The 20,533-nt window shown below is 69.0% G+C and carries 23 protein-coding genes, 1 tRNA gene and 1 pseudogene; 13 read left to right on the top strand and 12 right to left on the bottom strand.

What is annotated here, in order from left to right:
• Window positions 1-123: 123 nt before the first annotated feature.
• Both LRS07_RS04625 and mutY read left to right on the top strand, forming a co-directional pair.
• Window positions 124-2,124 (top strand): dynamin family protein, encoded by a 2,001-nt coding sequence (locus tag LRS07_RS04625; RefSeq protein ID WP_260500826.1) that lies wholly within the window; start codon window positions 124-126, stop codon window positions 2,122-2,124.
• Window positions 2,121-3,224 carry an A/G-specific adenine glycosylase gene (gene mutY, locus LRS07_RS04630; protein WP_409450596.1) on the top strand — a complete coding sequence of 368 codons (1,104 nt, stop codon included), beginning with the start codon at window positions 2,121-2,123 and terminating at the stop codon, window positions 3,222-3,224. The genes LRS07_RS04625 and mutY overlap by 4 nt, the downstream gene beginning before the upstream one ends.
• Before the next feature lie 9 nt (window positions 3,225-3,233).
• On the opposite strand, the gene LRS07_RS04635 is transcribed toward mutY, so the two are convergent.
• From LRS07_RS04635 to LRS07_RS04650, 4 genes and pseudogenes are all read right to left on the bottom strand, one after another.
• Window positions 3,234-3,875: an LON peptidase substrate-binding domain-containing protein gene (locus LRS07_RS04635; RefSeq protein ID WP_260500827.1), complete on the bottom strand. Its 642-nt coding sequence runs from the start codon at window positions 3,873-3,875 to the stop codon at window positions 3,234-3,236.
• Window positions 3,872-4,783 (bottom strand): RNase adapter RapZ, encoded by a 912-nt coding sequence (gene rapZ, locus LRS07_RS04640; RefSeq protein ID WP_260500828.1) that lies wholly within the window; start codon window positions 4,781-4,783, stop codon window positions 3,872-3,874. The genes LRS07_RS04635 and rapZ overlap by 4 nt, the downstream gene beginning before the upstream one ends.
• A pseudogene (recN, locus tag LRS07_RS04645) lies at window positions 4,780-6,475 on the bottom strand (DNA repair protein RecN). Before recN ends, rapZ begins: the two are co-directional and overlap by 4 nt.
• A gap of 3 nt (window positions 6,476-6,478) precedes the next feature.
• The gene (locus LRS07_RS04650) at window positions 6,479-7,354 is read right to left on the bottom strand and encodes an NAD kinase (protein ID WP_260500829.1); all 876 of its coding nucleotides are present in this window, start codon (window positions 7,352-7,354) and stop codon (window positions 6,479-6,481) included.
• Between the two features lie 81 nt (window positions 7,355-7,435).
• On the opposite strand from LRS07_RS04650, the gene hrcA reads away from it, so the two are divergent.
• The 6 genes from hrcA to LRS07_RS04680 all read left to right on the top strand — a co-directional run bounded on the left by hrcA (window position 7,436) and on the right by LRS07_RS04680 (window position 12,357).
• Entirely contained in the window at window positions 7,436-8,458 is a 1,023-nt protein-coding gene (gene hrcA / locus LRS07_RS04655; protein ID WP_260500830.1) for a heat-inducible transcriptional repressor HrcA, read from the top strand.
• A gap of 25 nt (window positions 8,459-8,483) precedes the next feature.
• Window positions 8,484-9,293, top strand: a complete 810-nt coding sequence (otnI, locus tag LRS07_RS04660; RefSeq protein ID WP_260500831.1) for a 2-oxo-tetronate isomerase — start codon at window positions 8,484-8,486, stop codon at window positions 9,291-9,293.
• Between the two features lie 32 nt (window positions 9,294-9,325).
• Window positions 9,326-9,402 (top strand) — tRNA-Ile (locus LRS07_RS04665).
• Window positions 9,403-9,855: 453 nt separating this feature from the next.
• Window positions 9,856-10,371, top strand: coding sequence for a RadC family protein (gene radC, locus LRS07_RS04670; RefSeq protein WP_260500832.1), 516 nt, complete (start codon window positions 9,856-9,858; stop codon window positions 10,369-10,371).
• A gap of 581 nt (window positions 10,372-10,952) precedes the next feature.
• Window positions 10,953-11,417, top strand: coding sequence for a single-stranded DNA-binding protein (locus LRS07_RS04675; protein WP_260500833.1), 465 nt, complete (start codon window positions 10,953-10,955; stop codon window positions 11,415-11,417).
• A 76-nt stretch (window positions 11,418-11,493) separates the two neighbouring features.
• Window positions 11,494-12,357, top strand: a complete 864-nt coding sequence (locus LRS07_RS04680; RefSeq protein ID WP_260500834.1) for a DUF932 domain-containing protein — start codon at window positions 11,494-11,496, stop codon at window positions 12,355-12,357.
• 175 nt (window positions 12,358-12,532) lie between these two features.
• Here LRS07_RS04680 and LRS07_RS04685 read toward each other — a convergent pair whose 3' ends face one another.
• The 6 genes from LRS07_RS04685 to LRS07_RS04710 form a co-directional block, all read right to left on the bottom strand.
• Window positions 12,533-12,832, bottom strand: coding sequence for a type II toxin-antitoxin system RelE/ParE family toxin (locus tag LRS07_RS04685; protein WP_260500835.1), 300 nt, complete (start codon window positions 12,830-12,832; stop codon window positions 12,533-12,535).
• Between the two features lie 6 nt (window positions 12,833-12,838).
• The gene (locus tag LRS07_RS04690; RefSeq protein WP_260500836.1) at window positions 12,839-13,123 is read right to left on the bottom strand and encodes a ribbon-helix-helix protein, CopG family; all 285 of its coding nucleotides are present in this window, start codon (window positions 13,121-13,123) and stop codon (window positions 12,839-12,841) included.
• Between the two features lie 107 nt (window positions 13,124-13,230).
• The gene (locus tag LRS07_RS04695; protein WP_260500837.1) at window positions 13,231-13,671 is read right to left on the bottom strand and encodes a hypothetical protein; all 441 of its coding nucleotides are present in this window, start codon (window positions 13,669-13,671) and stop codon (window positions 13,231-13,233) included.
• Window positions 13,668-14,411 (bottom strand): StbB family protein, encoded by a 744-nt coding sequence (stbB, locus tag LRS07_RS04700; RefSeq protein WP_260500838.1) that lies wholly within the window; start codon window positions 14,409-14,411, stop codon window positions 13,668-13,670. Before stbB ends, LRS07_RS04695 begins: the two co-directional genes overlap by 4 nt.
• On the bottom strand, window positions 14,408-14,650 hold the full coding sequence (locus LRS07_RS04705) for a phage protein Gp27 family protein (RefSeq protein WP_260500839.1): 243 nt from the start codon (window positions 14,648-14,650) through the stop codon (window positions 14,408-14,410). Before LRS07_RS04705 ends, stbB begins: the two co-directional genes overlap by 4 nt.
• Window positions 14,651-14,783: 133 nt before the next feature.
• Window positions 14,784-15,155 carry a hypothetical protein gene (locus tag LRS07_RS04710; RefSeq protein WP_260500840.1) on the bottom strand — a complete coding sequence of 124 codons (372 nt, stop codon included), beginning with the start codon at window positions 15,153-15,155 and terminating at the stop codon, window positions 14,784-14,786.
• Between the two features lie 419 nt (window positions 15,156-15,574).
• Here LRS07_RS04710 and LRS07_RS04715 point away from each other — a divergent pair, with 419 nt between their 5' ends.
• The 5 genes from LRS07_RS04715 to LRS07_RS04735 all read left to right on the top strand — a co-directional run bounded on the left by LRS07_RS04715 (window position 15,575) and on the right by LRS07_RS04735 (window position 19,001).
• A complete protein-coding gene (locus tag LRS07_RS04715; RefSeq protein ID WP_260500841.1) occupies window positions 15,575-16,150 on the top strand; it encodes a hypothetical protein in 576 nt (191 codons plus the stop codon).
• A gap of 15 nt (window positions 16,151-16,165) precedes the next feature.
• Window positions 16,166-17,125 (top strand): relaxase/mobilization nuclease domain-containing protein, encoded by a 960-nt coding sequence (locus LRS07_RS04720; protein ID WP_260500842.1) that lies wholly within the window; start codon window positions 16,166-16,168, stop codon window positions 17,123-17,125.
• Between the two features lie 321 nt (window positions 17,126-17,446).
• The gene (locus tag LRS07_RS04725) at window positions 17,447-18,226 is read left to right on the top strand and encodes a restriction endonuclease (protein WP_260500843.1); all 780 of its coding nucleotides are present in this window, start codon (window positions 17,447-17,449) and stop codon (window positions 18,224-18,226) included.
• A 21-nt stretch (window positions 18,227-18,247) separates the two neighbouring features.
• A complete protein-coding gene (locus LRS07_RS04730; RefSeq protein ID WP_260500844.1) occupies window positions 18,248-18,532 on the top strand; it encodes a helix-turn-helix domain-containing transcriptional regulator in 285 nt (94 codons plus the stop codon).
• Between the two features lie 67 nt (window positions 18,533-18,599).
• Window positions 18,600-19,001 carry a very short patch repair endonuclease gene (locus LRS07_RS04735; protein ID WP_260502038.1) on the top strand — a complete coding sequence of 134 codons (402 nt, stop codon included), beginning with the start codon at window positions 18,600-18,602 and terminating at the stop codon, window positions 18,999-19,001.
• On the opposite strand, the gene LRS07_RS04740 is transcribed toward LRS07_RS04735, so the two are convergent.
• Window positions 18,892-20,229 (bottom strand): DNA cytosine methyltransferase, encoded by a 1,338-nt coding sequence (locus LRS07_RS04740; protein WP_260500845.1) that lies wholly within the window; start codon window positions 20,227-20,229, stop codon window positions 18,892-18,894. The two genes, LRS07_RS04735 and LRS07_RS04740, sit on opposite strands and share 110 nt — an antisense overlap.
• Window positions 20,226-20,426 carry a MerR family transcriptional regulator gene (locus tag LRS07_RS04745; RefSeq protein ID WP_260500846.1) on the bottom strand — a complete coding sequence of 67 codons (201 nt, stop codon included), beginning with the start codon at window positions 20,424-20,426 and terminating at the stop codon, window positions 20,226-20,228. The genes LRS07_RS04740 and LRS07_RS04745 overlap by 4 nt, the downstream gene beginning before the upstream one ends.
• Window positions 20,427-20,533: the final 107 nt, after the last annotated feature.

Genomic DNA, 20,533 nt, shown 5'->3' on the forward strand with positions numbered 1-20,533 from the left:
CTGCAGTGCAGGACTGCCGCTTCCGGCCACCCGCGGCGCCCGGTGTTGCCAGGCGTGACACCCCGCGCCACCCCCTGCGCTAGCATGCCCCGCCTCCCGGTGACCCCGTCTCCCACCCGCCCGATGCCCGCCGTCCTGCCCACCTTCGCCGCCCGCCTCGACGCCCTCGCCGACTGGCGCGCCGGGCTGCAGCGGCACCTGGCGGACTGGGGCCGGCTGCTGGCCGAGCACGGCCTGCTGGAACACGGCGCCGAGACCGGTCTTGCCGCGCTGCAGGAGCGGCTGGCCGGCGACAAGCTGGTGCTGGCCTTCGTCGCCGAGTTCTCGCGCGGCAAGTCGGAGCTGATCAACGCCATCTTCTTCGCCGACACCGGCCAGCGGGTGCTGCCGGCCACGCCCGGCCGGACCACCATGTGCCCGGTCGAGCTGCTCCACGAGGAGGGCGAGGCGCCCGGCCTGTCGCTGCTGCCGGTGCAGACGCGGCTGCAGGGCCTGTCGCTGGCCGAGCTGCGCGATCGCCCCGACGCGTGGACGCGGCACGAACTGGACGGCTCGCCGGACCGGCTGGCCACCACCCTGCGCGAGGTGACGCGCACGCTGCGCGTGCCGGTCGCCGACGCCAAGGCCCTCGGCTTCTGGGACGACGAGCGGCCCGAGGACAACCCGCCCCAGGGCGACGACGGCCTGGTCGAGGTGCCGGCGTGGCGCCATGCCCGCATCGTCTACCCGCACCCGCTGCTCAAGCGCGGGCTGGTGGTGCTGGACACGCCCGGCCTGAACGCCATCGGCGCCGAGCCCGAGCTGACGCTGGGCCTGCTGCCCAGCGCCCATGCCGCCATCTTCCTGCTCGGCGCCGACACCGGCGTCACCCGCAGCGACCTGGCCGTCTGGCGCGAGCACCTCGGTTCGCCGTCGCTGGTGCGCTACGCGGTGCTGAACAAGGTCGACACGCTGGCCGACCCGCTGGCCACCGCCGAGCAGGTGCGCGAACAGGTCGCCGCCCAGCGCGCCGCGGCGGCGCAGGCGTTGGGCCTGGACCTGCAGCGGGTGTTCCCGCTGTCGGCCCGGCAGGCGCTGGCCGCGCGCATCGCCGGCGACGAGCTCCTGCTGCACGCCAGCGGCGTGCCGGCGCTCGAGGCCGCCATCGGCCGCCAGCTGCTGCCCCTGCGCCGGCAGATCCTGGCCCAGGCGGTGGTGGAAGGCCGCGACCGGGTGCAGTCGGCCGTGCTGCGCCGCCTGACCGACCAGCGCCGGCAGAACGCCGAGCAGTTGCTGGAGCTGAAGGGCCTGCGCGGCAAGAGCGCGGTGCGCACGGAGGCGCTGCTGCGCCGAGTCGAGCAGGAGGCGGCCGACTTCGAGCGTTCCACCGCTCGGCTGACCGCGATGCGCTCGGTGCACGCCCGGCTGCTGAAGGAAGCGCTGCTGCCGTTGGCCAGCGAACGCCTGCGCGAGGAGGTGGTGCGGCTGCAGGCCGACCTCGACAGCGGCCTGCTGCGCCTGGGCGCCCGCAAGGCCTTCCAGTCGCTGTGCCAGCGGCTGCACGCGCTGCTGGCACAGGCCGGCGTCGGCGCGCAGGAGGTGGGCACCATGCTGCAGGCCACCTTCCAGCAGCTCAACAGCGAGTTCGGCTTCGCCCTGACCCTCGGCAGCACGCCGGGGCTGGAGCGCTACCGCCGCGAGCTCGACCTCATCGCCCGCAACTACGGCCACTACCTGGGCCCGACCCAGGCCCTGCGCCTGGCCGATGCGCGCTTTCGCGAGCAGTTCCGCCGCATGCTGCTGTCCAAGCTGCGCATGGTCTTCGAGAGCGCCAGCGCCGAGCTCGAGCTGTGGAGCAAGAACGCCGCGGCGCAGGTCGACGCGCAGCTGCGTGAGCGCCGCCGCGGCTTCAAGCGCCGCCGCGAGGCGCTGCTGCGCATCCGCCAGGCCGCCGGCGAGCTGGAGCAGCGCATCGGCGAGCTGCAGTCCGAGGAGCAGCACTTGCAGCGGCTGCAGGCCCGCCTGACCGCGCTCGCCGCCGCCATCGACGAAGCGACGCAGGCACCGCAGGGTGCCGAGGACGACCCCGCCTGGGCCGCGCCGCCGGTGCTGACGCTGGTGAGCGCCGGCCGCGCCGGCCGGTGAGCCGGGTCACGCCGGAGGCGGCGACGCCGGCCGCCGAACCGGTCGCCCGGCCCCGGGCGGGAACGCCGGCCGCGGAACTGGTCGACTGGCAACGCCGGCAGGGCCGCCACCACCTGCCGTGGCAGGCCAGCCGCGAGCCCTACCGGGTCTGGCTGTCCGAGGTCATGCTGCAGCAGACGCAGGTGAGCACGGTGCTCGCCTACTACGACCGTTTCCTCGAGCGGTTCCCCGACGTGCGGGCGCTGGCCGCCGCGCCGCTGGACGACGTGCTGGCGCGCTGGAGCGGCCTCGGCTACTACAGCCGCGCGCGCAACCTGCACCGCTGCGCGCAGGTCGTGGTCGAGCAGCACGGCGGCGCCTTCCCGACGACGGCGGCGGCCTTGGCCACGCTGCCCGGCATCGGCCGTTCCACCGCGGCGGCCATCGCCGCCTTCTGCTTCGGCGAGCGCGCGGCCATCCTCGACGGCAACGTCAAGCGGGTGCTGACGCGGCTGCTCGGCTTCGGCGAGGACCTGGCGCAGCCGGCGGCCGAGCGCCGGCTGTGGGCGCAGGCCGAGGCGCTGCTGCCGCCATGGGCCGCCGACATGCCCGCCTACACCCAGGGCCTGATGGACCTGGGCGCCACGGTGTGCCTGGCCCGGCGGCCGCAGTGCCTGTTGTGCCCCTGGCAGGCGCGCTGCATCGCCCGCCGCGAGGGCGCGCCCGAGCGTTACCCGGTGAAGACGCGCAAGCTCAAGCGCGGCCGGCGCGAGAGCAGCCTGCTGTGGCTGCAGCGGGGGTCGACGCTGTGGCTGTCGCAGCGCCCGGCCACCGGGGTGTGGGCCGGGCTGTGGAGCCTGCCCGACTACGCCAGCGAGGCCGAACTGCAGGCGCTGACCGGCACCTGGCCCGGCGAGGGCCGGCCGCTGCCGGCGATCGAGCATGTGCTGACCCACCTCGACTGGCGGCTGGCGCCGTGGTGCCACCGCCTGCCCGACGACGTGCCGGCGGCCGCCGTGCTCGAGGTCGAGGCAGCGCTGCCGCCCGGCCGCTGGGTGTCGTGCGACGACGCGCTGGCGCTGGGCCTGCCGGCGCCGGTGCGCAAGCTGCTGGGCGGTTGACGCGCGACCTCAGGGCTCGGGGTCGCTCAGCACGCCTTTCGAACGCAGGAACTCGTCCACCAGCCGCAGCCGCACCAGCGGTTCGTCGAGCGCCATCAGCTGCTGCCGCGCGCTCATCGGGATGGGCAGCAGCTCGCACCAGCGGTTGGCCACCCAGCCGGCATCGTCGAAGCGGTAGGGCTCCAGGAAGGGCGCCGCGCCCTGGCCCTTCAGCGAGGCGATGGCCTGCGCCAGCGCCTTCACGGTCGGCAGGTGTTCTGGCGGCGGCGCCAGCGTGGCGTCGGCGGGCAGCCGCCGGTGCGGCGCCTGCCAGAGGCCATCGGCGGCCTGCGTCGGCGCACCGATGCGGAAACGCTGCCCGCCGCGGCACTGCACCTTGAGGATGCCGGCCTGCTCGCTGTCCACCTCGAGGATCTCGGCCAGCACGCCGACGGCCTCGAAGCGCGCCGGCGGCCGGCCGGGCAGCTGCACCTCGGTGCCCTGGCGCAGGCAGACGACGCCGAAGGGCTCCTGGCCGCGCAGGCAGCGGCCGATGAGGTCGAGGTAGCGTGCCTCGAACACCTTCAGCGGCAGCAGCCCGCCAGGGAACAGCACGCTGCGCAGCGGGAACAGCGGCAGCGACGGCGCGTCGTCGGGCACGTCCGGTGTCACTCGCGCGCATCCAGTTCGCGGTGCCGCACCAGGGCCGACACCTCGGCACCGAAGCGCCGGCACAGCCATTCGACCGCGTAGACCGAGCGGTGCTGGCCGCCGGTGCAGCCGATGGCCACCGTGAGGTAGCCGCGCTGGTCCTGCGCGAAGGCCGGCAGCCAGCGGCGCAGGAAGGTCTCGATCTGCGACAGCATCTCGCCCACCTCCGGCTGCTGTTCCAGGTAGGCGGCCACCGCGGCGTCGCGGCCGGTGAGGGCGCGCAGCTCGCGGATGTAGTGCGGGTTGGGCAGCACGCGCAGGTCGTAGACGAAGTCGGCGTCGCGCGGCACGCCGTGCTTGAAGGCGAAGGACTCGAAGACCACCGTCAGCCGCGAGCGGTCGGCCTGCACCAGGTCGCGCACCCAGGCGCGCAGCTGGGCCGGGCGCAGGTGGCTGGTGTCCAGCACCGACGAGGCCTCGCGCAGGTCGGTCAGCAGCTCGCGCTCCAGCTCGATGGCGTCGACCAGCGCGCGCCGGCCGTCGCCGGCGCCGGGCCCGTCGTCGGTCTGCGACAACGGGTGCGGCCGCCGCGTCTCGGAGAACCGGCGCACCAGCGCTTCGGTGCTGGCGTCGAGGAAGAACGAGCGGATCGCCACGCCTTCGCCCTTCAGCTCGGCCAGCAGCGGCAGCAGGTGCGGCAGCGAGCCGGCGCTGCGCACGTCCACCGCGATCGCCACCCGGCGGTCCGGGTGCTGCTCGGCGGCGCGCTGACGCTCCACCCGCACGAACTCGCGCAGCAGCTCGGGCGGCAGGTTGTCGACGCAGAAGAAGCCGGCGTCCTCCAGCGCGTGCAGCGCGATGGACTTGCCCGAGCCGGAGATGCCGGTGACGAGCACCAACTCGCGCAGGCCACTGGCCGGCCCCGTCATGCCTTGCTCCGCCTGGCCTTGGCCGGCGTGCCGGCGGCGCCCTCGGTCAGCAGGGCCTCGGCATGGGCGCGGCTGGCGCCGGACAGGCGTTCGCCGCCGCCCAGCATGCGGGCGATCTCGCCGACGCGCGCCTCGCCCGTCACCGGCGCCAGCCGGCTGAGCGTGGCCTCGCCAACGGACTGCTTGGCGACGACCAGGTGGTGGTCGGCACAGGCGGCCACCTGCGGCAGGTGGGTGACGGCCATCACCTGGCGCTCGCGACCGAGCTGCTTCATCAGCCGTCCGACGGTGTCCGCCACCGTGCCGCCGACGCCGGCGTCGACCTCGTCGAAGATCAGCGTGCCGGCTCCGTCGGCGTCCTGCCGCGCGGTGACCACGGCGATGGCCAGCGCCAGCCGCGACAGTTCACCGCCGGAGGCCACCTTGGCCAGCGGCCGCGGGGGTGGCGCCGGCATGGCCGGCGATGAGGAACTCGACCGCCTCCAGCCCGTGCGACTGCGGCGCCGGCAGCGGCTGCAGCGCCACCTCGAAACGGCCGCCGGCCATGCCGAGCTGCTGCATGGCGGTGGTGACGGCCTCGGCCAGCCGCGGCGCCGCCGCGGCCCGCAACGTGGACACACGACGGGCTTCGCCGATCAGCGCGGCCTCGGCGTCGTCGCGCGCCCGTTCCAGCGCGGGCAGGTCGGCCGAGGCGTCCAGCGCGGCCAGTTCCTCGCGCCACTGCTGCAGCAGCGCGGGCAGCTCGGCCGGCGGCCGGCGCCAGCGCCGCGCCAGCCCCATCCATTCCGACAGCCGGGCCTCGACCGCGGCCAGACGGTCGGGGTCCGGTTCGACCTGGTGCAGGTAGCCGTTGAGGTCGTGCGCCGCGTCCTGCAGCGCCACGCCGGCGTCGCGCAGCACCCGGGCCACCTCGCCCAGCCGCGGGTCGACCTCGGCCACCGCGTCCAGCGCGTCGGCGGCGCGGGCGACCAGGGACTCCGCATTGACGTCGGCCTCGCTCACCTGCTGCAGCGCCGCCTGGGCCGCGTCGATCAGGGCCTGGCCGTGCGCCAGCCGGCGGTGCTCGGCATCGAGCTCGGTCCATTCGTCCGTGCCGGGCGCCAGCTTGTCCAGCTCGGCGATCTGCCAGGCCAGGCGGTCGCGCTCGCGCTGCAGCTCGGCCTGGCGGGCGCCGGCCTCGGCCAGCGCGTCGCCGGCGGCCTTCCAGCGCTGCCACAGGTCCGCCAGCGCGGCGGTGTCGACGCCTGCCTGGGCGTCCAGCAGCGCGCGCACCGAGGCCGGCCGCGTCAGGCCCTGCCAGGCGTGCTGGCCGTGGATGTCGACCAGGTGCTCGGCCGCCTCGCGCAGCTGCCCGACGGTGGCCGCGCTGCCGTTGATCCAGGCGCGGCTGCGGCCCTGCGCGTCGAGGCTGCGCCGCAGCAGCAGGCTGCCGTCGTCGGCGTCGAAGCCGGCGTCGGCCAGCCAGCCGGCCAGCGAGGCGGGGGCGTCGAACTCGGCGCTGATCTCGGCGCGCGGCGCGCCCTCGCGCACGACACCGGCGTCGCCGCGGCCACCGAGCGCCAGCTGCAGCGCGTCGATCAGGATGGACTTGCCGGCACCGGTCTCGCCGGTGAGCACGGTGAAGCCGGACTCCAGCGACAGGTCCAGTTCGTCGACGATGACGAAGTCGCGCAGGGCGAGGCGGCGCAGCATCGGTCAGACCCCACCTTCGTACCAGCGGAGTTTTCGGCGCAGGGTGGCGTGGTAGCTCCAGCCGCGGGGATGCAGGAAGCGCACCCGGTGCGCCGAGCGGCACACCCGCACCCGGTCGCCGTGCAGCAGGCTGGCCAGGCTCTGCATGTCGAAGTTGGCCGACGCGTCGCGGCCGGCGACGATCTCGATCGTGACCTCGGCCGCATCGGGCAGCACGATCGGCCGGTTGGACAGCGTGTGCGAGGCGATGGGCACCAGCACCCAGCCGGCGATGGCCGGGTGCAGGATCGGCCCGCCGGCCGACAGCGCATAGGCGGTGGAGCCGGTGGGCGAGGCCAGGATCAGGCCATCGGCCCGGATGTTGGCCATGAACTCCTCGCCGATCTGCACCGACAGCTCCACCATGCTGGCGGTGGCGCCGCGGCTGACCACCACGTCGTTGAGCGAGACGCTCTCGAAGATCTGCTGCCCGTCGCGCCACACGCTGCCGTCGAGCATGGTGCGCGACTCATCCTCGAAGTGGCCGTCGAGGATGGGTCCCAGCGCCTCGCGCCAGGCGTTGGCCGCGATGTCGGTGATGAAGCCGAGCCGGCCCTGGTTGATGCCGACCACCGGCACCTGGTGGCGGGCCAATTGCCGGGCGACGCCGAGCATGGTGCCGTCGCCGCCGATGACCACCGCCAGGTCGCACTGCGCGCCGATGTCGGCGATGGTCAGGCCGCCGAGCCCCTCCATCCCGGTGGCCTGCGCGGTGCCCGCGTCCAGCGACACCTGGACGCCCTGGCGCATCATGAAGTCCGCAATCTCCTGCAGCAGCGGGCGGATGCCCTGCGCCTGGTACTTGCCGACGAGCGCGACATGGGAGAAGCGGGCGGGCATGCGAACGATTACACCACAGGGGTATCGGCCGGCCGCCCTCGGCGGACCGGGTGGGATGCCCTCTCCGTAGAATGAAAGATCATGCTGGACGAGCGCGCCAAAACCCTGCTGAAGACGCTGGTCGAGCGCTACATCGCCGAGGGCCAGCCGGTGGGGTCGCGCACCCTGTCGCGTGCCTCCGGGCTCGACCTGTCGCCGGCCACCATCCGCAACGTGATGGCCGACCTGGAGGAGCTGGGCCTGATCGCCAGCCCGCACACCTCGGCCGGCCGCATTCCCACGCCGCGCGGCTACCGGCTCTTCGTCGACACCCTGCTCACGGTGCGCAACCCCGACCTCGCCGGCGCCGTCGCGCCGCCCGAGGCGCGCCAGGCGCTGCGCCCCGACCAGCCGCAGCGGGTGATCGCCAACGCCGCGCAGTTGCTGTCCAGCCTGTCCAGCTTCGTCGGCGTCGTGACGGCGCCGAAGAAGAGCGGCGTCTTCCGCCACATCGAGTTCCTTCGCCTGGCCGAGCGGCGGGTGCTGGTCATCCTCGTCACGCCCGAGGGCGACGTGCAGAACCGGGTGCTCTTCACCGCGCAGGACCTCAGCCAGTCACAGCTGATCGAGGCCACCAACTACGTCAACGCCCACTACGGCGGCCTGACGCTCGACGAGGTGCGCGAGCGGCTGAAGCACGAGGTGGAGGCGCTGCGCGGCGAGATCGCGGCGCTGATGCGCGCCGCGGTGGACGCGGGCACCGAAGCGGCCGACAGCCAGGAGCAGGTGGTCGTCAGCGGCGAGCGCAACCTGCTGGCGGTGCAGGACTTCGGGCACGACATGGGCTCGCTGCGCCGGCTGTTCGACCTCTTCGAGCAGAAGACCCAACTGATGCGCCTGCTGGAGGGGTCCAGCCGTGCCGAGGGCGTGCGCATCTACATCGGCGGCGAGAGCGGCGTCGTGCCGTACGAGGAGCTGTCGGTGGTGAGCGCGCCCTACGAGGTCGACGGTCAGGTGGTCGGCACGCTGGGCGTCATCGGTCCCACGCGCATGGCCTACGACCGCATGATCCAGATCGTCGACATCACCGCCCGGCTGGTGACCAACGCGCTGAGCCAGAAGTAGCGACGGCCGCCGCACGACCCCGGCCATGCCCCGCTTCGCGGCCAACCTCACGCTGCTCTACAACGAGCACGGCTTCCTCGACCGCGTTGCCGCCGCCGCGCACGACGGCTTTGCCGCCGTCGAGTGCCTGTTCCCCTATGCCTGGCCCGCCCAGGCCATCGCCGAGCGGTTGGCGGCGCACCGGCTGCAGACGGTGCTCTTCAACGCGCCGCCCGGCGACTGGGACGCCGGCGAGCGCGGGCTGGCCTGCCTGCCCGGGCGCGAGGCCGAGTTCGACGCCGGCATCGCGCAGGCGCTGGCATACGCGGCCGTGCTCGGCTGCCCGCGGTTGCACGTGATGGCGGGGCGCCTGCCGCCGGATGCAAACCGGGACGCCGCCACATCGGTGTACATCGACAACCTGCGCCGCGCCGCCCGGGCCGCAAGGCCGCTGGGCGTGGACCTGCTGATCGAGCCGATCAACCGGCGCGACATGCCGGGCTACTTCCTCTGCCGGCAGGAGGAGGCGCATGCGGTGCTCGACGCGGTCGGCGAGCCCAACCTCAAGGTGCAGATGGACCTGTACCACGCGCAGATCGTCGAGGGCGACCTGGCGACGAACCTGCGCCGCTGGCTGCCCACCGGCCGCGTCGGCCACCTGCAGATCGCCGGGGTGCCGGAGCGGCACGAGCCCGACGTCGGCGAGGTGCACTACCCGTACCTCTTCGACCTCATCGACGCCCTGGGCTACGACGGCTGGATCGGCTGCGAATACCGCCCCCGGCGCGGTGCGGTGCCCGGCGGCACCTCCGACGGGCTGGGCTGGCGGGCCGCCCGCGACCGCCCGGTCGGTTGACCGCTGCCTACAATCCGCGGCGCTTCACAAGCGGGCCGTTAGCTCAGTTGGTCAGAGCAGAGGACTCATAATCCTTTGGTCGTTGGTTCAAGTCCAACACGGCCTACCAGCGAAGTTCGACAGCATGCCACGGACGTGGCATCGTCGTTGTTACAAAGTGGTCGCCATACCGGTCGCCATAGTTGAGTCGCTGCACTGCTCTGCTCATGCGTTGAGCATGTTGATCGCCTCAGAGCCGCGAGCGTGTCCGCGCTACGCGGGGCCGGGCTGTTGCGCTTCGCGTCGAGCCATCAGCTTCGCTGCCGTCTCGCTCCTGCCGGACGGCCATCCCTCACGCAACCCGGTCAGGCCGGCAGTGCCGGCCGCCTTGGCCGAGGGAAGGTGGCGAGGGTGGAGGGGGTTGCCTTGTTGACCCACGCTACCACGGCGTTCTCGCCGTCAAGGTCTGCGCGTTCGCTGCGCGACCACTTGCGGCCTTTGGCCGTCTTCGAACCCTGACAGCTGCGCTGCGCCGTGGTGCTCCGGTCTCGGGCAATCCGCCCGACACAGACCGGAGTTCATCATGTCGCTGTCTTCCACTTCTACCGTTGACGCAGTTGCATCGTTGCTGGTGCGCGAGGTCGATGGGCAGTACCGGCCGGCCAATGCCCACGAGGTGCTGCAGCAGGCGAGGTGGGTGTTGTCGCAGCAGGTGCGACGCGGTTCCACGATGTCCTCACCGAAAGCGGTCAAGGACTACTTGCAGGTGCAGATCGGCTTGTTGGAACACGAGGTCTTCTGCGTTCTCTTCCTGGACGCACAGCATCGCGTCATCGAGTTCAGGCAGATGTTTCGCGGCACCGTGGCGCAAACGTCTGTGTACCCGCGCGAGGTTGTCAAGGAGTCCCTGGCACTCAACGCAGCAGCAGTGATCCTGGCGCACAACCACCCGTCCGGTGTGGCCGAGCCGAGCCGGGCCGATGAGGTCCTGACACAGACGCTCAAGTCCGCACTCGCGTTGGTCGATGTGCGGGTGCTTGATCACATGGTCGTCGGCGCCGGGGACCTGGTGTCCTTCGCCGAGCGCGGGCTGATCTAAGTGACGGTGGGCGGCCTCGGAGCCGCTCTTTTCATGCGGCAAGTTGCAGAGGCTTGGCGCCGGTTCTTGGTGCCCGGCGCTATGCAGCTCTCTGGTCCATCAGAACCGCACTGGTCAAGCTGGGCAGGATGCTCACTTCTCGAAGTGCTCGCCGCGGCTCGACCGTCGCGCCAGTCGCTGCGCTTGGTGTCACGCCGTCCGCAGAGCCGCCGCAGCTCGTGTGCCTTGAGCCGCCTTCGCTGCAGCCGCTTCGCCAGGCCAGCTGGCACATCGGCCGCGACGCTGCGTCGTCTTTGCGAAGTAGCAACCCGTGCGCCGGTGGGCCCACCGCGCTCCCCCAGCTGCGCCCCCGTCAACCCGTGAGGGGGACTTGTGGGGGGATCTTCGAGCGGTGGGCCGGGAAACCGGCGCACCGCTTCGGGCTGCGAGGAACACCACCCATCCCCCCACCCCTTCCCGTGAGGAAAGGGGCCTTGCCCCCCCCGCCCGCCCGTGGGCGGGAGCGAGGAAGTCCGAGCGAGAGGATCAGTTTTCAGGACCCCCGTCCGGGCCGGCTGGTCACTCACGCAAGGAGATTGGCCATGGCCAACGTTCAAGTCATCCAGCGTAACGCTCACCTCGCCGGTCCTGTCCGGTTGGGCTACGTCAAGGGGCGAGAAGGCAGGGTCGCCAAGGCGGTGCTGATCGCTATCAGCAACACCCGCCGGAGTTCGGCCGAAGCGCAGGACGAAGAGGCCACCGCGATCCAGTGGACGCTGTGGGGCAAGCAGGCCGAGAACGCGGCGGCGTACCTGGTCAAGGGCTCGCACGTCAACGTCGTCGGGCGCCTGCAGAACAACAACTACGAGAAAGACGGCTCCGTCGTCTACGCCCTGACGTTCACCGTCGAGGAGATCGACTACCTCGACAGCCGAGTTGAATCCGAAGCGCGCCGCCACGGTGGCCCGGGCGCACAGGGCGGCAGCAGCGGTGATGACGTCTCTGCACCGACTGCCAGCCCCCGCAGGCCGTCCCGGCTGCGGGAGCACAGGCAGGCCCACGCCTGAGCCCCACGGGTGGGTGCGAAGCCACTGAGCGACGCCCACCCCATCAAGCCTCTTCCAAGCATTGAAGGAAACCACCATGGACTCGACCCCGACACTGTCGACCCGCTTCGCCCGCAACACCCGGATGTTGCGAGGTGACCAGCCCCTGAGCGAAGACCAGATGCGCGCTGCGGCGCCGTCCATCTTTGCTGAGGGCAAGCACGCCAGCCGCTCCGAGCGCTACACCTACATCCCCACCATCGAGGTCCTGCGCGGCCTGCGCCAGGAGGGCTTCGAGCCCTTCATGGTCGCGCAAGGCGCCAGCCGGGTGGAAGGCAAGGCGGAGTTCACCAAGCACATGATCCGCCTGCGCCACGCCGGGCAAGTGCAGACCCGACCGGAGGCCAACGAGATCATCCTTGTCAACAGCCACGACGGTGCCAGCTCGTACCAGATGCTGGCCGGGCTCTTCCGCTTTGTCTGCTGCAACGGCCTCGTGGTGGGCGACGTGGTGGAGGACATCCGTATCCCGCACCGGGGCAACGTGCAAGGGAAGGTGATCGATGGCGCCTTCCGCGTCCTTGAGGAGTTTGAAGCAGTGGAGGAGCACACCGAGGCGATGAAGGCGCTGCAGCTCAGGCCGCCAGAGGAGATGGCCTTCGCCACCGCCGCCCTGGCCCTGCGCTTTGGTGAGCGCAGCGTAGAGGAGACCCGCGGGCACCGGCCGGCGCCCGTGACGGCCGAGCAGCTGATCGAGGCGCGCCGGCATGAAGACATCGGCCACAGCCTGTGGAGCACCTTCCAGCGGGTGCAGGAGAACGTGATGCGTGGCGGCCAGTCGGGCCGCAGTGCACAAGGTCGGCGGTTGCAGACGCGACCCGTGGGCAGCATCGACCGGGGCGTGAGCCTGAACCGCGCGCTGTGGATGCTCGCCGAGGAGATGCGCAGGTTGAAGGGGTGACGCGGCAGGCCGGGTCGCCGAAGTCAACGGCCGAGGCCGACGCGCCAGCAGGGCCGACCGCTTGTGTGCCGGGCCGCGAAGGAACCGCGCGGTCGGCCATGGCCGGCCGCGCGTGAATGCCGGCGCGATTGTCGACGGCAGCGAACGGCACAGGCACCCGAACCGCCGAGCCGGTTCAGGGTGACCGCTTGAAGCCTTCTTCCCGCTCGCTTCTGACGGCCAACACGAAGACGGTGTCAATGCCGGGGATGTAGCGGTACAGCGCGATGTAGCCCCGCGCGTCCTGGCCGATCACGAGTTCGCGCAGCCCGCCGCGTACCTTGCGCCCGATCAGCGGGCTGTGCGTCAGGATCTGCAGCGCGTCCAGGATCTCACGGATGCGCTGCGGGATGTCCTCAACCTCGAACGCCTGCAGGTGGTCGAAGAAGCGGTCGAAGTCGTCCAGGACCTCGGGCGCGAGTTCCAGGCGCGCCATAGAGCGTCAGCCGGTCAGCTTTCGCGCCGCGGGGCGGGCAGGGCGCTGACCCTGCGCCCTGGCCTCCAGGTACGCGCGCGCCTTGTCGAAGGGAACCGACTTGCCGGTGGCCCGGACCTTGACCCAGCGCTCTTCGGCAATGCGCTGGAATTCGTCGTCGAGTTCCGATTGCTCTACCGTCTGCGCGATGGCGTCCACGATGAAGGCGTGAGCCGTCTTCCCCTCTCGTTCAGCCGCCGCTGCGATGCGGGCCTTGAGCTCCTCTTCCAGGCGGATGGTGGTGGTGCTCATGCGGTGCTCCTCGGCAAGACAGCAGAGTAGCACAAGAGTGCTACAGCGGTCGTCACCTAGGCGGCCCTCAGCGGCGACTGTCCAAGTCGTCATGCCGGTGGCCTTTCCTAAATCGCCAGGGTGAGTGCTGATCCGAGGCCAACAGCGGCAGCGTAAAGCAGCCAATCCTCCCAACTCCGTGGTTGGCGCTCGGACAGTCGTTGAAGGGCGACGTCCACGCGGGAGAGCTTGACCTCCAGTTCTCTGCCGAATGCACCTCGCACCATTTCGGCGATTTCCCCGCGCTGTCGCTCGATGAGGCGTCGCGCTGCTTCATCGGTCCTGGTGGCAATGTGTTTGAGGGTCTTGGTCTTCGCGTTCTCCGTGATGGCCGACATGTGCCGATCGAATGCAGCCAACCGTTCGTTCATTCGATCCACCGCGGCGTTCTGCGCATCCGTGCACTCCGCCAGGGCGACGATCAGCGTATCGACGCGATCCAGCGTTCTCGAGAACTCGCCCATCGCCTCGACGAACCATGCGCCTTTCACCGTCCCGATCTCGTTCATGACCTCTCCTGCGTCGACGCATCGAGCGCGTCGCTGGTCATGGTCGCAAAGCCCAACGCAGCGAAGCACGCGTCCAGTTCCTTGAGCACCCCGCCAGCGAGCCGTGCGTTCGCCAGCCGGTCGGCCAAGGCCAACTTCTCGGCCATCGAACCGGCCTCGACGATCCGGCGTCGGTAGTCGGTGGTGTCGGCCGCCAGTTCAGCCACCTCGGTGCCGGATGCCTTGATGCGCTCGTACAACTCGTTCTGTCCGAGCCGGCAGCGATGGTCTGCCGTTGCCAGGGGCCGCTCCTGCAGGAAGGCCAACAGCATGCCGAATGACTGCTGCACCTCTGCGCGGTAGTCGACCATGTTGAAGACGATGCGAAGCTTTGCCGGTGAGACGCCAAGCTCGGACAATTCGGCGATTGTCGCGATCGTGTCCTGCTGTTGCTTCCGCGGCGGGACCGTCGGCACCACGAAGCAGTCGAAGTCTTCGTGACTTCGCTGATAGCGATGCATGCGGTCGATGAGGTCTTCGATGTTGCTGGCGCCGATGTCGACCACGGCACTCCCGACGGTCTGCAGGTACGACTGCAACTCGCGGAACTGGCTGCCGCGCAGGGCCGGGCCTTGATCCTCTCCGGCGTTTAGGCTCTCGACAGAAATGAAGTCGGCGCCCGGAATGCGCGGCAGGAGCAGATGCCGAGCGACAGTCGTCTTGCCTACATTGCCGGAGAAGTTGATGACGGCGATCCTCATGATGTCTCCTTTGCTGCGTTGGCCATGGACGTGCTCGGCCGCGTAGGACCATCTGCGACTGCCTGACGGCTGGCCTCGCGGTGGACGGTGCTTCTGCTGACCTTGATGCCCGCGTCGGCCAGTGCCTCGCGGATGGCCTCGTTGGTATAGCCCTGCGCCCGCAGACGCTGAATCTCGCTGGCATAGGCCAGCGCCTTGCGCGACTTGCGGCCGGGGGGCAGTCGGGGAGTCAGTTGCATGGTGGTGCTGCGAAGGGCGATGAACCAGTTTCGGAGCAGGAGTGGTCTTCCAGCGCGATGATTTCAGCCGCTGAATCATCGGCAACCGCGATGTACTTCAGCGCGGACCTTTATCGCCTGTTGTCAACGCCGATCAGACCTTCACCAGCGGATGGCTGATGTGGGACTGCGCGAACGCCTCAGCGATCTCCTTGCCGGTTCGGCGAGAAGACATCGGCGCGCCCACGTTGATCTGCGCGGATGCCGCTGATGCCGGCTCACGGGTGCTTGGGGGCGTTCGCCCTCCCGGCGTCAAGCGCACTGCGCCGAGTTCGCGAGCGGCTTCGCGCTTCACAGTGCTCAGGCCGACCACCACTCCGACATCCAGCAGGGCCAGACGGATGGCGTCGAAGCTGTAGCCGAGTCGGCGCAGTCGCTGGATCTCGCTGGTGTAGGCCAGCGCTTTGCGATTGCCATGCCCAGGCGGCAACGGCGGCTGCAACGGCTTGCTGTTCGACGTCGACATCGTGGGCGCAGTGTCGTGTCGGTCGTGTGTCTCGACCCCGACGATTTCGACCGTTGAATCATCGATCGTGGTCCGGGAACGCTGCCAAACAAGGGTCGCATTGCCGCCGAGTCCAGGCCGAATGAGGGCCGGGGCTTCGGCCGAACTTGAGCCAGCTTGGTGGTTACGGGGGTTGAGCGAGTGGCCTCGGTCCGCCTTCGGTCCGAGCCTTGGCCGCCGATCGGCCGAGTCTCGGCCGCGTACGGGCCACGGGGGAGTGCCAAGGCCGGCCCAGGTGTTGGCACCGCGATGATTTGCGGCCCGAAATCATCGGTCTACTGACCTTGATCGGAGCCAACACTGAAGGCATTGGTGAGTGCAGAGATAGGCGACTTGCCGCCGGTTTCACAAGCGCTTCGCGACCCTCCATTCGTCGGCTCATGAACACCACTGCCCATGACTTCGTCACGGTCGATATGCGCGGCTTGAAGGCCGCGCTGGTGGCGCGCGCGCAGGCGGAGCGGGTCAGCGTGTCGGTGCTGGTCCGCGGCGCGGTGGCGCGCGATCTCGGGCTTGCAGCGGATGGCGTGGCCAGCCGAATGGATCAGGCAACGGAGCGTCCATCGAGCGCGACGACCGTCAAGCTGTCGATTCGAATGTCCGCCGAGGAGGCTCGCCGGCTCGCAGCCGGGGCTCGCGCTGCGGGCCTGTCGCGTGGCGCCTACCTGGCCGGCCTGATCGCCAACGTGCCTGTACTGTCCGCCGGCGGCGGCCGGCCCGAGCACATCGCCACCTTGATGGCGTCCTGCGCCGAACTTTCGACCCTCAGCCGCAACGTCCACCGTCTGACGGCGCTGCTGCGCCAGGCCAACGTGGAGCCGGCCAGGCCCTATCGGGCAATGTTGGACACGCTGGCCAGCGACGTGCGCCGCCACCTTGAGCTGGCCGCCCGCGTCTTGTCCGACCTGCAGCCGAAGAGCCGCAGGGCTCGGCCCACGGCTCGATCAGGCCAGTGACAAATGGAGTTCCCCATGACTCAAGCCCCCAACATCGACGGCATCCTGATCACCTGGGGCGATCGGCTCTTCTATCCGGGCAACCGTATCGTCAAGGGCCAGCCTCAACCGCGGCTCAGTGGTGCAGCTGCACGGCAGCGGGCGGCAGCGATCCGTCGACGCATCGAGGCCACTGTGGTGCGGCGTGCGCCCCAGGTCATGGTCAAGGTGACGGGCGGCGGGCGGGGCATGAAGGCCATCGCGGCGCACTTCCGCTACATCAGCAAGAACGGCAGGCTGGAGATTGAGGACCAGCGCGGCGAGACGATGCGGGGCAAGGACACGCTGCACGACTTGGCCGACGAGTGGCGGCTCGGTGGCTCACTGATCCCGGATGAAGGCGAACCCGGTCGCCGGCGTGAGGCTTTTAACATCATGCTGTCGATGCCGCGAGGTACAGACTCGGCCAGTGTGCATTGGGCGGCACGGGAGTTTGCGAAGTCCGAGTTGTCCGACCATAAGTACGTCATGGTGCTGCATGACCACCAGGCCAACCCGCACGTGCACATCAGCGTGCGGGCCGAGTCGGTGCGTGGCCGGCGCCTGAACCCTCGCAAGACCGACCTGCACCGCTGGCGCGAGACCTTCGCGGCGAAGCTTCACGAGCGCGGGATCGAAGCCGAGGCGACGCGGCAGGCGACTCGGGGCGCTGCGCGGCGCTATCCAGAGCTCTGGCAGGTCAAGGCGCGCGACGACGGCCGGCTGCTCAAGCGTCCGGTGCCCGGGAAGCTCAGCGTGGCCGGGCAGGCTAGCCGCGAGGAAGCGCAACAGTCGTGGCGCGAGCTCGCCAAGGCCCTCGCGGCCACAGGTAGCGAAGCCGACCAGCAACTCGCGCGCTCGATCGAGGCCTTCGCCGTGGCCATGACCCGGCAGCCTGGCGCTACGCAGGCGCGGAGCCGCGATCAGCAGGGATCGACGTCGGACAGGCACCGGTAGCGCACAATACTGTATATAAGTACAGTATTCCGCTTCCTTGCGTTTAGGGATAGGGCGCCGGGACGTAAGCTATGCAGCGGTTGCGACGCTCGGGCCCAACGTGTCAGGGGACTGCTCACGAGAGCACCGGTCACTCAAGAGTCGTCGACGACCGAAGTCTTATGAGACGTTCGGCGCCGCCCCGGATGTCTTATGAACCAACCGCCTGCGGCGCTTGCCACCCCGCATCCCAGCCTCGCCAAGGCCCAAACATGGCAAAGTCAGGCTGAGGTCCTTCGGCGATGGACACGAGCGACCTGATCATGCCAACAGTCGGGTGCCATGGGAACAGAACACGAAGACTGGGCCAGCGCGCGCAAGATGCCGGAGTGGGAGCGCTACGAACGCCTCGTTGCGCGGCTCGTGGCCGACCAGCTTTCTACGGTCTACTGCGTCACGCTGAACGCGAAGGTTCAGGGCAAGATCAGCGAGCGCAGCCGGCAGATCGACGTGCTCATTGACGCACGCCACGACACGGACAACCGGCAGCGGATCATCATCGACGCAAAGGCGCGCGCCCGGCAGATCGATGTGACGCATGTGGAGGCGTTTCGCGGTCTCATGGAAGACGTGGAAGCGACCCACGGCTATCTCGTCTGTCCGCATGGCTATACACCGGCAGCCGAACGCCGTGCGCAAGAAGCCGTCTCCATCCGACTGCTGCCCCTCGATCGCCTGGAAAACTTTGACCCCTCGACTTGGCCAAGGTGTCTAACAGCCAGTTGTCGAAATGGCCGGGTGTTCTGGGACGGTTACCCTGCCTTTGATGTGATGCTTGCGCCAGCCCAGGCACCGACCTCGGCCCCCCGCCGCGCCACTTTCGTGCACTACGTCGGTAAGTGCGACCGCTGCGGGCGCTTTCACGTCAAGTGCACGACCTGCGGCGACATGTTCTCGCCGACCTACGAGTCCGACGAGGATTGCGGTGTGACCTGCAGTTGCCGGCTCCCATGGTTCTGGCTGGCCTCGATCGAGTCTGATATGAACGGCACACGTTCCGTAGAGTTGCATTTGATCGCCGGTGCCGACCGGATATGGACTGTCGATCGACGATCCCTGTGACCGCAATCTCTCAAGGAAACGGTGCTGGCACGCGTCCAGGTCGACCCCAAATTCCACGATTCACTGCTCAAGGAAGGCATCGAGACCGCGCTCTTTGGCGAAGTGGACACCGGCAAGGCCATCTTGCGTGACTACAGTAATAAGGCGACAGTCGGCTTCGAGCAGCTCGCCGCCAAGACTGGTTTATCGACGACGACCCTGATCCGCATGTTGGGCCCGACCGGCAACCCGCAAACGCGCAATCTGTTCAGCGTCATCCGCCATCTCCAACGCCACGCTGGCCTCACCCTTCACGTTGCGGCCTGAGCTAGCTAAACAGTCGCATGGGTAGCTGATGATGGACCGCGTCACGCCGTCAGACCGATCCAGGATGATGGCGGCCGTGGGCTGCAAAGACACCGCGCCCGAGCGGTATCTACGCAAGCTTCTTTTTGCCGCCGGCTTTCGCTTTCGCTTGCATGTCGCTGGCCTGCCCGGCAAGCCCGACATCGTTTTGCCACGCCACAAGACCGTCGTCTTCGTTCACGGCTGCTTCTGGCACGGCCACTCATGCGCGCGCGGCAAGCGCCCAGGCTCCAATACGGACTTTTGGAACACCAAGCTCGATGCAAACATACGCCGAGATCGACGCAACCGCGCCGCGCTAAAGGCCGCGGGGTGGCGCTCTATCGTGATCTGGCAGTGCGACCTTCAAAGGGCCAGTTCGCGCCTAGTGCGGAAGCTGAAGGCCGAGAAACCTGGTGTCGGGACGCGCGGACGAAGTCCTTTTCCTTGATAGAGCGAGCCAGGTACGCGGCATAGAAGGACGCGAGACGCGGCGGAACTGCGTTGCCGATCATTCGCGCGACCGGTTCCAGCTGGTCGGTCGGAAAGAAGACGTAGTCCTCCGGAAACGACTGCAGGATCGCTGCTTCGCGCGGGGTGATCGCTCTCACCTGCTTAGTGTCGTAGTGACCGAAGCGTCCGTTTGAAATGCTGTGGCACTTCGTCGTAATTGTGGGCGACGGACGATCGGGGTGCATGCGCGTGTACACATCACCGAAGCACTGGTCCTTGAGCTTCGCATTGACCTTGCGATGGCAATCGAGTGTGAGATCGCCGTCAGGTAGGTCTCTCATATAGGCGTTTGATTCGCCCGGCAGCGCGCCCGAAAGCCGCTTGTAGTTGATCTCTTGAAGCTGCCGCGCCCGATGGTTCGGGATGCGTGCGTGCTCTTCTCCGGCGCGAAGCGGCGGAAGATGACCGATAGCTTGCTTCACGCTCACCATCACGCTGTCAGGATCGTTCTCGGGAACCAGCAAGGTATCGCCTAGCAGATCGGCGTAGCGCTCCGGCAGGACGATGTCCTTGCGAACGGCGATCAGGATGGACCGCTTCCGATACTGCGGGATGCCGAATTTGGATGTGCAGACTACCTTCGTGCCGGTCGCATACCCGAGTTTATCCAGGCCTTTGCGGAAGGCATCCCACACGCCGCCGTAGCGCTGATCGCCGATGCCCTGGACGTTCTCCGACAGCACCATCTCAGGATTGAAATGCGCGACGAACTTGGTTGCCTCGCGCAACAGGTTCTTGTCACGACGGCGACCAGCGGTGCGCTCTTCGCTCAACTCTTTCTTGGACAGTGTCGTGAACGGCTGGCACGGCGCGCAAATCGCGAAAAGCAAAGGAGCCCTCGGCGCTTTGGCGCGATAGCTCGGGACGAGCTTCTTCAGTTCTGCAAGCAGGTCCTCTTGCTGGCCGTCCTTGTACAGACGGGTCTTCGGGAAAATGTCGTAGTGCAGAAAGCGCGCCTCAGCGCCGTCGATTGCCTTGTTGACGTTGTTCTTCGAGTAGGTCGTCGCGCAGCGCGTGTCCTTATCGATCCCTGCGATAACGTAGCCGCCCGCATCGATCAGGCCGCGGGTCGTACCGCCCGCGCCGCAAAAGAAATCGACCGCGATGAATTTCGGCGTGGGCAGGGATGCGGCGCTGGCAACCGCCGAGGTCTTCTTGTTCGTCATGATCCGTCCTGCGCAAACCGAGTGATCGCCTTCACCTCGGGTTCGGTGAAGAGACGCCAGCCGTTGCGGTCCCGCTTCGCAGCGTCCTTGATGCGGTTCTCGGTGATCCAGCGCAGCAGAGTCTGCTTGGAGACCCCAGCGACCTTTGCGGTCTCATGCGCCAGATAGAACTGCTTCCCGTCTACGACCTTCGGCATTGCTCCAGCGTGCGTCTGAGTATGCTTAAGTATATACAGACCAAAGGGCAAGACAACGTTTTCGAGCGCCCACAGGGCCGGCACAGCATCGGCGCGTAGCCAACGGA

Origin of the sequence: Aquabacterium sp. J223 (assembly GCF_024666615.1) — a bacterium.
In the GTDB taxonomy this organism is placed as follows: Bacteria; Pseudomonadota; Gammaproteobacteria; order Burkholderiales; family Burkholderiaceae_C; genus J223.

What these genes read in the sequence shown, in the direction of transcription:
- LRS07_RS04690 (WP_260500836.1), bottom strand. Translation starts at nt 13,123, where the DNA reads ATGAGCACCACCACCATCCGCCTGGAAGAGGAGCTCAAGGCCCGCATC.
- LRS07_RS04710 (WP_260500840.1), bottom strand. Translation starts at nt 15,155, where the DNA reads ATGTCGACGTCGAACAGCAAGCCGTTGCAGCCGCCGTTGCCGCCTGGG.
- LRS07_RS04720 (WP_260500842.1), top strand. Translation starts at nt 16,166, where the DNA reads ATGACTCAAGCCCCCAACATCGACGGCATCCTGATCACCTGGGGCGAT.
- hrcA (WP_260500830.1), top strand. Translation starts at nt 7,436, where the DNA reads ATGCTGGACGAGCGCGCCAAAACCCTGCTGAAGACGCTGGTCGAGCGC.
- LRS07_RS04625 (WP_260500826.1), top strand. Translation starts at nt 124, where the DNA reads ATGCCCGCCGTCCTGCCCACCTTCGCCGCCCGCCTCGACGCCCTCGCC.
- LRS07_RS04650 (WP_260500829.1), bottom strand. Translation starts at nt 7,354, where the DNA reads ATGCCCGCCCGCTTCTCCCATGTCGCGCTCGTCGGCAAGTACCAGGCG.
- radC (WP_260500832.1), top strand. Translation starts at nt 9,856, where the DNA reads ATGTCGCTGTCTTCCACTTCTACCGTTGACGCAGTTGCATCGTTGCTG.
- LRS07_RS04740 (WP_260500845.1), bottom strand. Translation starts at nt 20,229, where the DNA reads ATGACGAACAAGAAGACCTCGGCGGTTGCCAGCGCCGCATCCCTGCCC.
- LRS07_RS04695 (WP_260500837.1), bottom strand. Translation starts at nt 13,671, where the DNA reads ATGAACGAGATCGGGACGGTGAAAGGCGCATGGTTCGTCGAGGCGATG.
- LRS07_RS04680 (WP_260500834.1), top strand. Translation starts at nt 11,494, where the DNA reads ATGGACTCGACCCCGACACTGTCGACCCGCTTCGCCCGCAACACCCGG.
- LRS07_RS04745 (WP_260500846.1), bottom strand. Translation starts at nt 20,426, where the DNA reads ATGCCGAAGGTCGTAGACGGGAAGCAGTTCTATCTGGCGCATGAGACC.
- LRS07_RS04735 (WP_260502038.1), top strand. Translation starts at nt 18,600, where the DNA reads ATGGCGGCCGTGGGCTGCAAAGACACCGCGCCCGAGCGGTATCTACGC.
- LRS07_RS04705 (WP_260500839.1), bottom strand. Translation starts at nt 14,650, where the DNA reads ATGCAACTGACTCCCCGACTGCCCCCCGGCCGCAAGTCGCGCAAGGCG.
- LRS07_RS04715 (WP_260500841.1), top strand. Translation starts at nt 15,575, where the DNA reads ATGAACACCACTGCCCATGACTTCGTCACGGTCGATATGCGCGGCTTG.
- rapZ (WP_260500828.1), bottom strand. Translation starts at nt 4,783, where the DNA reads ATGACGGGGCCGGCCAGTGGCCTGCGCGAGTTGGTGCTCGTCACCGGC.
- otnI (WP_260500831.1), top strand. Translation starts at nt 8,484, where the DNA reads ATGCCCCGCTTCGCGGCCAACCTCACGCTGCTCTACAACGAGCACGGC.
- stbB (WP_260500838.1), bottom strand. Translation starts at nt 14,411, where the DNA reads ATGAGGATCGCCGTCATCAACTTCTCCGGCAATGTAGGCAAGACGACT.
- LRS07_RS04675 (WP_260500833.1), top strand. Translation starts at nt 10,953, where the DNA reads ATGGCCAACGTTCAAGTCATCCAGCGTAACGCTCACCTCGCCGGTCCT.
- LRS07_RS04685 (WP_260500835.1), bottom strand. Translation starts at nt 12,832, where the DNA reads ATGGCGCGCCTGGAACTCGCGCCCGAGGTCCTGGACGACTTCGACCGC.
- LRS07_RS04725 (WP_260500843.1), top strand. Translation starts at nt 17,447, where the DNA reads ATGGGAACAGAACACGAAGACTGGGCCAGCGCGCGCAAGATGCCGGAG.